Annotated in this window: 9 protein-coding genes and 1 pseudogene; 7 read left to right on the top strand and 3 right to left on the bottom strand. The window is 64.0% G+C overall.

Annotated features, from left to right (window positions below; translation table 11 throughout):
• Positions 1-108 precede the first annotated feature (108 nt).
• Positions 109-1,407: a serine--tRNA ligase gene (gene serS, locus AC52Q4_RS05085; protein WP_495535722.1), complete on the top strand. Its 1,299-nt coding sequence runs from the start codon at positions 109-111 to the stop codon at positions 1,405-1,407.
• A gap of 26 nt (positions 1,408-1,433) precedes the next feature.
• Here the strand turns inward: serS and cysB are convergent, their stop codons facing one another.
• A complete protein-coding gene (cysB, locus tag AC52Q4_RS05080) occupies positions 1,434-2,414 on the bottom strand; it encodes an HTH-type transcriptional regulator CysB (protein ID WP_495535721.1) in 981 nt (326 codons plus the stop codon).
• Positions 2,415-2,779: 365 nt separating this feature from the next.
• Between cysB and cobA the strand changes: the two are divergent.
• Positions 2,780-3,547: pseudogene (gene cobA / locus AC52Q4_RS05075) on the top strand (uroporphyrinogen-III C-methyltransferase); the annotation flags it as partial.
• A 143-nt stretch (positions 3,548-3,690) separates the two neighbouring features.
• On the opposite strand, the gene AC52Q4_RS05070 reads toward cobA, so the two are convergent.
• Complete coding sequence (locus tag AC52Q4_RS05070; protein WP_495535720.1) at positions 3,691-4,377, bottom strand: Bax inhibitor-1/YccA family protein; 687 nt, start codon at positions 4,375-4,377, stop codon at positions 3,691-3,693.
• A gap of 201 nt (positions 4,378-4,578) precedes the next feature.
• Here AC52Q4_RS05070 and AC52Q4_RS05065 point away from each other — a divergent pair, with 201 nt between their 5' ends.
• From AC52Q4_RS05065 to lysS, 5 genes are all read left to right on the top strand, one after another.
• On the top strand, positions 4,579-5,502 hold the full coding sequence (locus AC52Q4_RS05065) for a 5'-nucleotidase (RefSeq protein ID WP_495535719.1): 924 nt from the start codon (positions 4,579-4,581) through the stop codon (positions 5,500-5,502).
• A 123-nt stretch (positions 5,503-5,625) separates the two neighbouring features.
• Positions 5,626-6,198 carry a metallophosphoesterase family protein gene (locus AC52Q4_RS05060; protein WP_495535718.1) on the top strand — a complete coding sequence of 191 codons (573 nt, stop codon included), beginning with the start codon at positions 5,626-5,628 and terminating at the stop codon, positions 6,196-6,198.
• 17 nt (positions 6,199-6,215) lie between these two features.
• Positions 6,216-10,100 (top strand): ATP-dependent RNA helicase HrpA, encoded by a 3,885-nt coding sequence (hrpA, locus tag AC52Q4_RS05055; RefSeq protein ID WP_495535717.1) that lies wholly within the window; start codon positions 6,216-6,218, stop codon positions 10,098-10,100.
• A 117-nt stretch (positions 10,101-10,217) separates the two neighbouring features.
• A protein-coding gene (gene prfB, locus AC52Q4_RS05050) for a peptide chain release factor 2 (RefSeq protein WP_495535716.1) occupies positions 10,218-11,316 on the top strand; the annotation gives its coding sequence in 2 pieces (ribosomal slippage) (positions 10,218-10,292 and positions 10,294-11,316; 1,098 coding nt in all).
• Positions 11,317-11,341: 25 nt separating this feature from the next.
• Positions 11,342-12,865, top strand: coding sequence for a lysine--tRNA ligase (gene lysS / locus AC52Q4_RS05045; RefSeq protein ID WP_495535715.1), 1,524 nt, complete (start codon positions 11,342-11,344; stop codon positions 12,863-12,865).
• A gap of 100 nt (positions 12,866-12,965) precedes the next feature.
• Here the strand turns inward: lysS and AC52Q4_RS05040 are convergent, their stop codons facing one another.
• Positions 12,966-13,184 (bottom strand): hypothetical protein, encoded by a 219-nt coding sequence (locus tag AC52Q4_RS05040; protein ID WP_495535714.1) that lies wholly within the window; start codon positions 13,182-13,184, stop codon positions 12,966-12,968.
• Positions 13,185-13,366: the final 182 nt, after the last annotated feature.

The raw sequence follows: 13,366 nt of genomic DNA, 5'->3' as shown, positions 1-13,366 counted from the left end.
CGTACCCGGCGTAGCGGACGTCCGAGCCGTCCACGCGGCGCCGGCGCGGGATGTGCCGTGCACGTCACCGCGCAGAATGTCGTTGACACCATTTGAAGGGACGAATTGATGCTGGACCCCAAGGAACTGCGGAACAACCGCGAAGCGCTCGCCGGTCAATTGCTCCGGCGCGGCTTCGAGCTCGACACCGCGCGTTACGGTGAATTGGAGCAGCGGCGCCGCCAGTTGCAAATGGACGCGCAAGCGCTACAGAACGAGCGTAACCGCCAGTCCAAGGCGATCGGCCAAGCCAAGGCACGTGGCGAGGACATCGAAGCGTTGCGCGCCGGAGTGGCCCAGCTCGCAGAGCGGCTCAGCGCGACGAGCGAGGCGCTGGAAACGGTCCAGGGCGAGCTGTATCGCTGGCAGCTCGAGATTCCCAACGTGCCGCATTCGAGCGTCCCGGACGGTGCGGACGAGGAGGATAACGTCGAGATCTCTCGGTGGGGGGAGCAACCCAGTTTCGATTACACGCCTCGCGATCATGTGGAGTTGGGAGCGCTGCACCATGAGATGGATTTCGAAGCCGGCGCGCAGTTGGCCGCGGCGCGTTTCGTGGTGCTGCGCGGCCACCTTGCGCAGCTGCACCGGGCGTTGACTCAATTGATGCTCGATGTGCACACGCAAGCGCACGGTTACGAGGAAGTGCACGTTCCCTATCTGGTGAATGCCCAGGCCATGCAGGGCACGGGCCAGCTGCCCAAGTTCGAGGCGGATCTCTTCCGCGTGGCTGCGGAGAGCCCGTTTTTTTTGGTTCCCACGGCGGAAGTGCCCGTGACGAATCTCGTGCGTGAGCGCATCGTCGAAGCTGACGCGTTGCCGCTGCGCTTCGTCTGCCACACACCGTGCTTTCGCTCCGAGGCCGGCTCATACGGCAAGGACACGCGGGGCATGATTCGCCTTCACCAGTTCGACAAGGTGGAGCTGGTACAGGTCGTGCGGCCCGAGGCCTCTTATGCGGCACTCGAAGAGCTCACGGGCCACGCCGAGAAGATACTGCAGCTCCTTGATCTGCCGTATCGGGTGGTCGCGCTGTGTGCCGGTGACATGGGATTCGCGGCGGCGAAGACCTATGACCTGGAGGTCTGGTTGCCGGGCCAGCAACGCTACCGGGAAATCTCCTCCTGCAGCAACTGCGAAGCCTTTCAAGCACGCCGCATGCAGGCGCGCTGGCGAAATCCCGCAACCGGGCGTCCCGAGCCGGTGCACACATTGAACGGATCCGGCCTGGCGATCGGCCGCTGTCTCGTGGCGGTGCTCGAAAACTATCAGGAAGCGGACGGTCGGGTGCGGGTTCCGGCCGTTCTGCAACCGTATCTCGGCGGCAGGGCGTTTCTCGACGACCCGCCGGGCCCGAGGCGGGTGTAGGGCGGATGGCCGCAGCCGCAACGAGGTCAGCGCATTTCCAAGTAAGGCTCGAAATCGCGAATGAGCTGCTCCCGCTCTTCTGCGCTGCGCACGGCAATCGCACGCTCGACCACGTCATGTGTTAAATGAGAGGCGAACGCCTCGATGAACTCATACATATAACCGCGTAGATACATGCCGCGGCGAAAGCCGATGCTGGTGATGCTGGGCTCGAACAGATGGCTCGCATCCAGGGCGCGTAAACCGGTATCGCGTTGTGTGTCGAAGGCCATGGTCGCCATGATGCCGACGCCCAGCCCCAGCGCGACGTAGGTTTTGATGACCTCGGAGTCCGTGGCGGTGAAGACCACCTCGGGCCTCAGTCCTGCGTCGGCGAAGGCTTTGTCGAGCTTGGAGCGTCCGGTGAAGCCGAAGACGTAGGTGACGAGCGGATAGCGGGCCACCGCCTCCAGGGTCAGCGGCTGTACCTCGCATAGAGGATGCGCCACCGGGACGATAATGCTGCGATTCCACCGGTAACAGGGCATCATCACCAGGTCTTCGAACAACTCGAGGGCCTCGGTCGCTATGGCGAAATCGACCGAGCCGCGTGCTGCCATCTCGGCGATTTGTAACGGTGTTCCCTGATGCATGTGCAGACTGACGTTCGGGTAGCGGGCTCGGAAACCGCTGACGATCGAAGGCAACGTGTGGCGCGCCTGGGTGTGGGTGGTGGCGATGGAGAGGCTGCCGCGTGATTCGCTTACGTGCTCCTGGGCGACCGCCTTGATGTTTTCCACTTCTCCCAGAATCCGCTGGGCCAGCGCCAGAATTTCCTCTCCCGCCGGCGTCACATGGGTCAGGTGCTTGCCGCTGCGGCTGAAAATCTGAACTCCGAGCTCGTCTTCGAGCATGCGGATTTGTTTGCTGACGCCGGGTTGCGAGGTATAGAGGGCTTCTGCCGCGGCGGATACATTCAGCCCGCGATGAGCCACCTCACAAATGTAGCGCAGCTGATTGAGCTTCACAGCTTGCCTTTTTAATAACCCATTAGCCTATAAATAAAAAAAACTATTCTTTTTGTAAATACTTCAACGCTCACTATAGTTGGGCGGGAGAGTTGTTTCCCCAAGTGCGCAACGTACCACGACAAGATTCGCGCGGTGTTCCCCGGCGAAGCGATGCCCCACAGAGCCATTGGATGAGACAGGGCCTGATTTTTCGGTTGGCAGCCAGCATGGCGGAAGACTGCCAACGGTTGCGCCGCTGGGTCGTGGGTCCTGCCTTGGCTGACCAAGGACACGTTGAGACGGCGCCCCGGCGTACCAACCCAGTGCCGCCGAAGCGCCCGTCTCCGCAGCGGGCCGCGGGGCGGAACCCGGCTACGCGGCATACCCCTGCGGCGGCGGGCGAGGTCTATTTGATCGGCGGCGGGCCCGGCGATCCGGATTTGCTGACGTTACGCGCATTGCGCTTGCTGCGCCGCGCCGATGTCGTTCTCTACGATCGGCTGGTGGCGCCGGCGATCGTAAAGATGGCGCGAAGCGAGGCCGAGCGGGTCTACGTGGGCAAGCGCCGCGATCAACACCCCATTCCCCAGGAAGAGATCAGCCGCATGCTCGTGCGCCTCGCTCAGCAGGGCAAGCGCGTCGCCCGGCTCAAGGGCGGAGACCCTTTCATTTTTGGGCGTGGCGGGGAGGAAGTGGACTCGCTAATGGCCGAAGGGATTCGCTTCCAGGTGGTTCCGGGCATCACCGCGGCGAGCGGGTGCGCCGCCTATGCCGGCATCCCACTGACGCATCGCGACTATGCGCAGTCCTGCGTATTCGTTACCGGCCATCGCCGGGCGAACGGCGAACTGGCGCTGGATTTCGAGCTGCTGGTGCGGCCCGGCCAGACCGTGGTGTTTTATATGGGGCTGGGCGGACTGGCGGCGCTGGCGGCGGGCCTGATCGCCCATGGCATGCGCGCGGATATGCCGGCGGCTTTGATACAGCAGGGAACGACCCCACAGCAACGCGTGCTCGTGGCGAGCCTGTCCGATTTGCCGCAGCGGGCCGTTGAGCAGGCGATGCGGCCGCCGACGTTGGTAATCGTCGGTGAGGTGGTGCGCTTGCATGACCGTCTCGCGTGGTTTGCCCCCACGGCCGCCCCTGAGTGAGGCGCGGGCGGGTACCCGCCGAGAATCCCCGTTTGCGCGCTACGGCGATCGTTCATCCGCCCGACGAATGCACGAGCGATCCGGTGTGGCAGCGAGGAACTCCACGGCCGTGGAGCTCCTCGACTCCGCGCAGGCGGGCGGACTCAACGCTCGCCGGCAAACGCCGCGAGCAGGTGAAGCAGGCTGGTGAAGAGATTGAACAAGGCGACGTAGAGCCCGACGGTGGCCATGATGTAATTGCGCTCGCCCCCGTGAATCATCTCGCTGGTCTGATAGAGGATGAAGCCGGCCATCAATACGATGGCGGCGGCGCTCACGGCGAGCGCGAGGGCCGGCATCTGGAAGATGACCGCACCCAGACTGGCAAGAAAGATGACGATGATTCCCGCCAGAACGAAGCCACGTATGAAGCTGAAGTCCTTGCGCGTGGTGAGCGCATACGCCGAGAGAGTCAGAAAGATCGCGCCGGTGCCGCCCAACGCCATCATCACGAGCTCGGTGCCATTGGAAAGCGTGCTGATGTAGAAGTTCAGCATCGGCCCGAGAGTGTAGCCCATGAAACCCGTGAGGGCGAATACGGACAACACGCCCCAGGCGCTGTTGCGCAACGCATTGGTGAGGAAGAGCAGCCCGAAATAGCCGCCCAGGACCATGAGCCAATGCAGCGGTGCGGCATTGGTCGCCATGGCGACGCCGGCCGTTGCGGCGCTGAACAGCAGCGTCAGCGACAGCAGCGCATACGTATTGCGGATGACGCGATTGGCCCCGAGCACACCCTCGAGGCGGGCTGAGTTCCGCCCCAATGTAATGTCACGAGCACGATCTACCATCAGTTGCTAACCTCCTTGAAAAGGATATCCGAAATCTGCCATTTCGTGCCTTCCTTGTCCAGTCATACCGGCCGCCCGGCAGCGCCTTACGAAGCGCGCGGCGAGAATCACCGCGTTTGGGTGGTGCCTCCGTGCGGCAATCTAGCGTTGATGCTAGGCTACCACACGCAAGCCGTCGGCGCTGAACAGGATGATCGGGGTATGCCCGTGACATTCGATGGCAAGCTGGTGGTCGGTATCTCCTCTCGGGCCCTGTTCGATATGAGCGAGGGCCATCGAATTTTCGAGACCGAGGGCATCGACGCTTACTGTCGCTACCAGATCGAGCACGAGGAAAAGCTTCTCGAGCCCGGCGTGGCCTATGATCTCGTGCGCAAGCTTCTGGCGCTCAACCGTGACTCGGAGCGCACCCGGGTCGAGGTGATCCTGTTATCGCGCAACAGCGCCGATACGGGGTTGCGAGTGTTCAATTCCATCGAGCACTACGGGTTGTCGATCACTCGGGCGGCGTTCACCAATGGCGCGAGTCCATGGCGCTATGTCCCGGCTTTCTGCGCGCATCTCTTCCTCTCCGCGGATCCAAGCGATGTCGTGGCGGCGTTGGATCGCGGCCATGCCGCGGCCACCATTCTGCCGCGGTTGACAGACAGCGGCGCCGTCATCAAAGCCGACGCCGACGAGCAGCTGCGGATCGCGTTCGACGGCGATGCCGTGCTGTTCGGTGACGTGGCGGAACGCGTTTTCCGCACCGGCGGTCTCGAGGAGTTCTCGAGCAGCGAGCGCCTGCACGCGCGGGAGCCGCTACCGGGCGGCCCGTTCAAGAGCTTTCTCGCTGCCTTGCAAAGCCTGCAGTCGGAATACCCCGCGGATGCGTGTCCAATCCGCACCGCGCTGGTGACGGCGCGCAGCGCGCCGGCTCATGAACGGGTGATTCGCACGCTGCGCAGCTGGGAGATCCGGATCGACGAGGCACTATTCCTCGGCGGGCTGTCCAAAGGAGAGTTCCTGCAGGCGTTCGGCGCCGATATTTTCTTTGACGATCAGCACGGACATTGCGAGTCGAGCCGCCGCCATGTCGCCACCGGACATGTGCCCCACGGAATTGCCAACGAGGCATCGAGCTGAATCGGCCGGCATCTTGCAGGGATGCGGAAAAACGTTTAGCTTGACCGGCGTTTTTCGGCGGCGCGGGAGTCTAACGAGACGGTGCGCAACCCTCTATGATCTGCTCAGTCAGTCGGACCTTTCATGCGTGTTGCCATACTTGCTGATACTCACGGCTTCCTCGATCCCCGTATTTCGGACTTGGTAAGTCGTTGTGACGTCGCGGTTCATGCAGGGGATATCGGCGGTGCCGATGTGCTGCTCGCGATGCAACCGCGCGAGGAGCTTGTCGCGATTCGGGGCAACAACGACACGCCGGAGAAATGGCTTGCCGCCGAGCATCAAATGCTTGCGACGCTGCCGCGGGAGGCGAGCGTCGAGCTGCCGGGAGGGCTGCTGATCGTCGTGCACGGCGACGAGCATTACAGTGTCAAAGAGCGCCATGATCGCTATCGGCGACGCTACGCCGATGCCCGCGCCGTGGTTTATGGCCACAGCCACCAATTGTTCACCGATTTAGAGAAGCGGCCCTGGATACTGAACCCGGGGGCGGCCGGGCGCACCCGCACCCACGGCGGGCCGTCGTGCCTGTTCATCGAGTGTGAACCGAACGGCTGGCAGGTCGAGACGCTGCGTCTGGAGCCGCGCAAATACCCGTCTCTTCGCGCCGTCCCGCGCCGCTCCGTGAACGCGCAACCACCGAGGGAGAGAAACTGACCCGCTCGCGCGACCTCATGGCTCGCTCAATCGAAAAAGCACACCCCTTCCAGGAGCTCGAAACACAGCTCGGCAAGCTCCCCCATGCCTGGGTTCCCTCGTTCCGTCGCCGGCTCGCCGGCCTGCAACGCCGCCAACGGCAGAGCCGCCCGTACGCGCGCGGGCTGAATCGGCTCAAAGAAGATCTGGCCGATGTGCAGACGCGCTATGAGCAGCGCCGGTCCCAGCACCTGCAGCCCGAGTTCAGCGCCGCGCTGCCGATTCTGAGCCAGCGCACGGAAATCGAACGGGCGCTTGGCGAACACCAGGTCGTTGTCGTATGCGGTGAGACGGGCTCGGGCAAGAGCACGCAGCTGCCGCAAATCGCCCTCGGCCTGGGGTTGGGCGTTCAGGGCATGATCGCGCATACGCAGCCCCGCCGGATTGCCGCGCGCAGCCTGGCCGCTCGCATCGCCGAGGAGCTCAATACCGAGGTCGGCGCCGGTGTCGGTTACAAGGTCCGTTTCAGTGATCGAGTGCGCTTCGCCACCCGGATCAAGCTCGTCACCGACGGCATGCTGCTTGCCGAGACCCAAGGCGATCCGGACTTGGCGCATTACGATGCGATCATCGTCGACGAGGCGCACGAGCGCAGCCTGAACATCGATTTTCTGCTCGGCTATCTGAAGCGGCTCCTGCCTCGCCGTCCTGAGCTGAAGCTCATCATCACCTCGGCGACCATCGATCCGCAACGCTTCTCGCGCTACTTCGACGACGCTCCGATCATCCAGGTCGCCGGGCGCAGCTATCCGGTGGAAATACGCTATCGGCCGCTGGTGAGTGAGGACGAGGACGAGCGCGATCGCAGCCTCTCGGAGGCCATCCTGGCGGCGCTCGATGAGCTCGCGGGGGAGTCGCGGGGCGACGTGCTGGTCTTTCTGCCCAGCGAACGGGACATTCGCGAGAGTGCAGAGCACCTGCGCAAGCATCACCCGCCCGGCACCGAGATCCTGCCGCTTTTCGGGCGTCTCTCCGCCGCCGAACAGCAGCGGGTATTCGCCCCTCACGAGCGGCGCCGGGTGGTGCTTGCCACCAATGTGGCGGAGACCTCGCTGACCGTGCCGGGCATCCGTCACGTGGTGGACAGCGGACTTGTCCGAATCAGCCGCTACAGCTACCGCACCAAGGTGCAGCGTTTGCCGATCGAGCCGATCTCCCGGGCCAGCGCCGATCAGCGGGCGGGGCGCTGCGGTCGGCTCGCCCCAGGCGTTTGCATCCGTCTGTATGCCGAGGCGGATTATCAGGCGAGGCCTGAGTTCACGGAGCCGGAGATTCTGCGCACCAATCTGGCCTCGGTCATTCTGCAGATGAAGTACCTCGGATTGGGCTCGATCGAGCGCTTCGATTTTATCGATCCACCGGAGCCGCGCGCGATCCGTGACGGGCTCAAGCTGCTCTACGAGCTCGGTGCGGTCGATGCGGACAATGCGCTGACCGCGATGGGCCAGCGGCTTGCGGCACTGCCGCTGGATCCGCGGATTGCGCGCATGCTGGTGGCGGCGGAGACCGAGCGCGCGCTCAGCGAGGTGCTGGTGATCGCCTCGGCGTTGAGCATTCCCGACCCGAGACAACGTCCCATGGATGCCTCGCAGGCCGCCGATACGGCGCAGCAGCGCTGGCAAGACCGGCGCTCGGATTTTCTCGCTCTGGTCAAACTGTGGAACGACATCCGGGAACAGGCGGCGCATCTCTCGCAGCGCAAGCTGCGCTCGTGGTGCGCCGAGCATTTTCTCTCCTTCGCGCGCTTGCGCGAATGGCGGGATATCCATCGCCAGCTGAGGGAGCTGGTCAAGGGCATGGGCTGGCGCGAGAACACCGAGGAAGCCGACTACGCGGCGGTGCATCGCGCGCTGCTCCCCGGCTTGTTGAGCAATATCGCCGTGCGCAGCGACGAGCAGACTTACACCGGGGCGCGTGATCTGAAGATGCTCATTTTCCCCGGTTCCGGCATTGCCAAGCGCCGGCCGCGGTGGATCGTGGCCGCCGAGGTCGTGCAGACGAGTCGCGTGTTCGCGCGTATCGCGGGAGAGATTCGTCCGGAGTGGGTGGAAGCGCTGGCCGGGCATCTGGTGCAGCGACGCTATTTCGAGCCCTTCTGGGAACAAAAAAGCGGCCGGGTGGCGGGTTACGAGAGCGTATCGCTGTATGGCCTGCCGCTGGTGGCACGGCGCAAGGTCGACTACACGCGCGTGGACCGCGCGGTGGCCCGGATGATTTTCATCCGCGAAGGGCTGGTCCGGGGGCGGCTGCGCACCCGGGGGGAGTTCCTCGCGCACAACCGCCGGGTGATCGCCGAGATTGAGGCATTGGAGGCGAAATCGCGCCGCCGCGACGTGCTGGTGAACGAGGATATTGTCGAGGCATTCTACGCCGAGCGACTGCCGGAGGAACTGGCGGATGCCGCGAGCTTCGAGCGTTGGATCCGCCGGTCCGAGCACGACCGGTCGTTGTTCATGACGCCGCAGATGCTCATGGAGCGCGAGGCGGTTGAAATCAACCCGGACGCCTACCCGGAGCATTTGGCTGTCGACAGTATGCGCTTGCCGCTGCGTTATCATTTCGAGCCGGGCCACGCGGCGGACGGCATTACCGTGCTCGTTCCGGCGGCGGCACTCAACCAGCTTGCCGCGGAGCGCTTCGAATGGGTGGTGCCCGGATTGCTGCAGGAGAAAGTGGTGGCGCTGATCCGTTCGTTGCCCAAACGCCTGCGCCGTAACTTCGTTCCGGCGCCGGAGTTCGCCGGCGCGGTCCTTGCTGCGGCGCGGCCGGGCCGGGGGACGCTGACCGAGGTCGTACGCGATGAGCTGCAACGTATGACGGGCGTGCATCTGCCCGCCGATGCCTGGGAGGACGTCGAGCTGCCGGCGCATTTGCGAATGAACTTCCGTGTGGTGGATACCAAGGGCCGAACGATTTCGGAGGGACGCGATCTCCCCGCGCTGCAAGGTGAGCTCGGTGCCTACGCACGCGAGCAGGCCGGCGGTGCGCGCAGCCGTTGGGAGCGCAGCGGTCTGCGGCGGTGGGATTTCGACACGCTCAGCGAGCACGTGGAGTTCACGGATGCGGGTATTACCCTGAGAGGCTATCCGGCGGTGGTCGACGAGGGGCAGAGCGTGGCGCTGCGGCTGATGGATTCACCCGAGCAGGCGCAGCGCACGAGCCGTGCCGGTATCCGGAAGTTGTACATGCTCCGCCTGCCCGATCAGGCGAAGTATCTGCGACGCCGGTTGCCCGGCATCGATCGGCTGTGCCTGCTCTACAGCGCGCTCGGCCGCTGTGACGCCTTCAAGGAAGAGTTCCTGGAGGCGGCCTTCGAGCGGGTATTCATTCCGCAAGGAACTCTGCCGCGGACAGGAGAGGAATTCGAGGCGGCGCTTCAAGCCGGCCGGGAAGCGCTCGTCCCGACGGCGACCCGTCTCGCCGAGACGTTGTTGCAGGTTCTCGAGCAGTATCAGGACGTGCGCCGGCGTCTGAAAGGACCGGTACCGCCGGCGCAGCTCGAATCCCGGCAGGATATGCGCGAGCAGCTCGAGGCCATGATTTATGCGGGCTTCGTGCGCGAGACGCCGAGCGAGCAGTTGGCCGAGCTGCCCCGTTATCTGCGGGCGCTGGCGCGTCGTCTGGAGCAACTGCAGCAGGAGCCGCGCCGGGACAAGCGCGGCCTGCAGGCTATCCGGCCGCTGTGGGAGCAGTATCAGCGCCGGCACCGCGAGCAGACCTCGCAGGGCGTCGTCGACCCGCAGCTCGAGCGCTATCGCTGGCTGCTGGAAGAATATCGAGTGTCATTGTTTGCCCAGGAACTGGGGACGCGCGAGAAGGTCTCGGAGAGCCGCTTGCAACGGGTCTGGCAACAGGTGCGTTGAGCGCCTGCGGCGCCGGAGGATGCACCGCCCGTTCGCCATCCCGTGGTCAACGCGAACTCGTCCCGTGTGAACTGATATCATGCGTGCAACAGCAGTCCTACGAAGCAGCACACGTCTATGGTCGAGCTCAGCACACTGACGGCAACGCTCAACGATCTCGAGGGCCGGGTCACGTCCCTCAGGGGGTATCTTTGACTACGAAACGCGCCGGGAGCGCCTCGAGGAGGTCTGCCGCGAGCTTGAAAATCCAGACATCTGGAACGTGCCGGAACGTGCCCATGAGCTCAATCAGGAACGCATCCGCCTGCAGACGCTGCTATCGAGCCTCGACCGTCTGAGCCAGGGCATCGCCGATGCCGGCGAGCTGCTCGAGCTTGCGCGCGCGGAGAACGACGAAGCCACGCTCGCCGAGGTCGAGGCGGACGTCACGGCGTATCGACAGGAAGTCGAGGCGCTCGAGTTTCGCCGCATGTTCTCCGGCGAGATGGATGAGAAGAACGCCTTCCTGGACATTCAGGCGGGCTCCGGCGGCACGGAGGCTCAGGACTGGGCGAGCATGCTGCTGCGGATGTACCTGCGCTGGGCCGAGCACAAAAACTTCACGACAGAGATCATCGAGATCTCCGAGGGGGAGGTCGCCGGCATCAAGAGCGCGACGCTGCGCGTGGAGGGCGACTACGCCTTCGGCTGGCTGCGCACCGAAACGGGAGTCCACCGCTTGGTGCGCAAATCGCCGTTCGACTCGGGCAATCGTCGTCATACCTCCTTTGCCGCCGTATTCGTCTCCCCCGAGCTTGATGACGACGTGGCCGTGGAGATCAATCCGGCGGACCTGCGCATCGATGTGTATCGGGCGAGCGGCGCCGGCGGTCAGCACGTCAACCGCACGGAATCGGCGGTGCGCATTACCCACATGCCAAGCGGGATCGTCACGCAGTGCCAGAACGATCGCTCTCAGCACAAGAACAAGGCGACCGCCATGAAGCAGCTCCGGGCCAAGCTCTACGAGCTGGAGATGCAAAAACGCCGCGAAAAGGCCGATCAGCTCGAGGAAGCCAAGGCCGATATCGGCTGGGGCAGTCAGATCCGCTCATACGTCCTGGACCAATCCCGGATCAAGGATTTGAGGACCGGCGTCGAGATCGGCAACACGCAGTCGGTGCTCAACGGCGCCTTGGATTCATTCATCGAAGCGAGCCTAAAGGCCGGTCTGTAACTCATCCGACTTCGGAGCTGCACCGATGAGCGAGCAGAAAAAGACCGATCCTGCGCCTCAGGATCCCAATAAGCTCATCGCTCAACGCCGTCAGAAGCTGGCGCAATGGCGAGCGAGCGGGCAGGCCTTTCCCAACGATTTCCGCCGCGACGGCCTGGCCGCGGAGCTGCACCGGCGTTTCGGCGATCGGACGACCGACGAGCTCGAGGAGGCGGCCGTGGCGGTGAAGGTCGCCGGGCGGCTGGTCGGCAAGCGGGTGATGGGCAAGGCGAGCTTTGCCCACCTTCAGGACATGAGCGGACGCATCCAGCTTTTCTTGCGGCGCGATGAGCTTCCGGCCGAGAGTTACCGGCAGTTCAAGAGCTGGGATGTGGGCGATATCGTCGGTGTCGAAGGCCACGTTTATCGCACCCAGACAGGGGAGCTTTCCGTTCGGGTAGCCGATATCCGGCTGCTGACGAAATCCCTGCGGCCACTGCCGGAGAAATACCACGGTCTCGCCGATCAGGAGGCGCGTTACCGGCAGCGTTACGTCGACCTCATCGTCAACGAAAACTCACGGCGCACGTTTTTCCTGCGCAGCCGCCTCATCGAGTGCTTGCGCACGGCATTCAATGAGCAGGGCTTCCTCGAAGTCGAAACACCGATGATGCAGCCCATTCCGGGCGGTGCCGCCGCGCGGCCATTCGTGACGCATCACAATGCCTTGGACGTCGATCTCTACCTGCGTATCGCGCCCGAGCTCTACCTCAAGCGCCTAGTGGTCGGCGGCTTCGAGAAGGTCTACGAGATCAACCGCAACTTCCGTAATGAGGGCGTATCCACCCGCCACAATCCCGAGTTCACGATGCTGGAGTTCTATCTGGCCTACGCCGATTACCACGATCTCATGGAAATGACCGAGGCGCTGCTGCGCCGCCTCGCCCGCGAGGTGCTGGGCTCGGAACGGCTCTCTTATCAGGGGGAAGAGATCGATCTGCACCGCCCGTTCGCCCGCCGCACGGTCCACGATGCCATCCTCGAGCACAATCCGCGCATCAGCGCCGCACAGCTCGCCGACCGCGAGGCGGCCTGCCGCCTGGCCACGGAGCTTGGCATCGACGTGCGACCGCAGTGGGGGCTCGGCAAGCTGCAGCTTGAGATCTTCGAGAAGACGACCGAGCATCGGCTGCGCGAGCCCACGTTCGTGACGGAATACCCGAGGGAGGTCTCACCGCTCGCCCGCCCCAAAGACGATGACCCTTCCGTCACCGAGCGCTTCGAGCTGATTATCGGCGGGCGGGAGATCGCCAACGGCTTCTCGGAGCTCAATGACGCCGAGGATCAAGCCGAGCGCCTGCGGGCGCAGGCGGCCGGCAAGGAGGCCGGCGACGAGGAGGCCATGTTCTACGATGCCGATTTTGTCCGGGCCCTGGAGTATGGCCTGCCGCCGACGGCCGGGGAGGGCATCGGTATCGACCGGCTCGTGATGCTGTTCGCGGACGCCCCCTCGATCCGTGACGTGCTGTTGTTCCCGGCGATGCGTGCCGAGCAGGGGGATTCGGAGTAGGTCAGGGCGTTATTCAGTAGTCATTCTGACGGCAACATTGAGTGGGGGGTGGGCGCGCGGCGTGCAGCGGGTAGCGCCGCTAAAGAGCGAGTTATGGCATTTATTGGTGCGCCACCGGCCGAAGCTCGTAGATGCGGCCATATTGCGCTGCCGAGGCCAGATCACCTTGCCGAAGAGCCTCCCGCACGTCGTCGAGGCGATAGGCGTCGTCAACACTGAGATAGGGAGCCCATGCCCCCTCCTCATCAATCACCTCCACTTCTACTTCTGCAACGTACTTTCCTTCATGTACGTACTTGGTTTTCTTTCTCCGGGTCATCCTTCGCGCCTCCGAATGAACTGTTCCTCCCACCGGGTAGGGATCCGGCCTGTATTGAGAGCGGTCAGCCAATTTGATGGGCTGATTTTCACGATTGGTGATGGACGATCGACGAGGATGACCGCGGCGCCGGCGCCGCGGTCCTTGGAGGGTACTCAGAACGGCGGATCGAGAGGCAACGG

This window comes from Nitrococcus sp., from assembly GCF_059432795.1.
This window is presented reverse-complemented; position numbering and strand designations above follow the sequence as displayed.

Bases quoted from the DNA above. Each gene is read 5' to 3' on its own strand.
- serS (WP_495535722.1), top strand. From the start codon at position 109: ATGCTGGACCCCAAGGAACTGCGGAACAACCGCGAAGCGCTCGCCGGT.
- AC52Q4_RS05070 (WP_495535720.1), bottom strand. From the start codon at position 4,377: ATGGTAGATCGTGCTCGTGACATTACATTGGGGCGGAACTCAGCCCGC.
- AC52Q4_RS05065 (WP_495535719.1), top strand. From the start codon at position 4,579: ATGCCCGTGACATTCGATGGCAAGCTGGTGGTCGGTATCTCCTCTCGG.
- AC52Q4_RS05060 (WP_495535718.1), top strand. From the start codon at position 5,626: ATGCGTGTTGCCATACTTGCTGATACTCACGGCTTCCTCGATCCCCGT.
- hrpA (WP_495535717.1), top strand. From the start codon at position 6,216: ATGGCTCGCTCAATCGAAAAAGCACACCCCTTCCAGGAGCTCGAAACA.
- lysS (WP_495535715.1), top strand. From the start codon at position 11,342: ATGAGCGAGCAGAAAAAGACCGATCCTGCGCCTCAGGATCCCAATAAG.
- AC52Q4_RS05040 (WP_495535714.1), bottom strand. From the start codon at position 13,184: ATGACCCGGAGAAAGAAAACCAAGTACGTACATGAAGGAAAGTACGTT.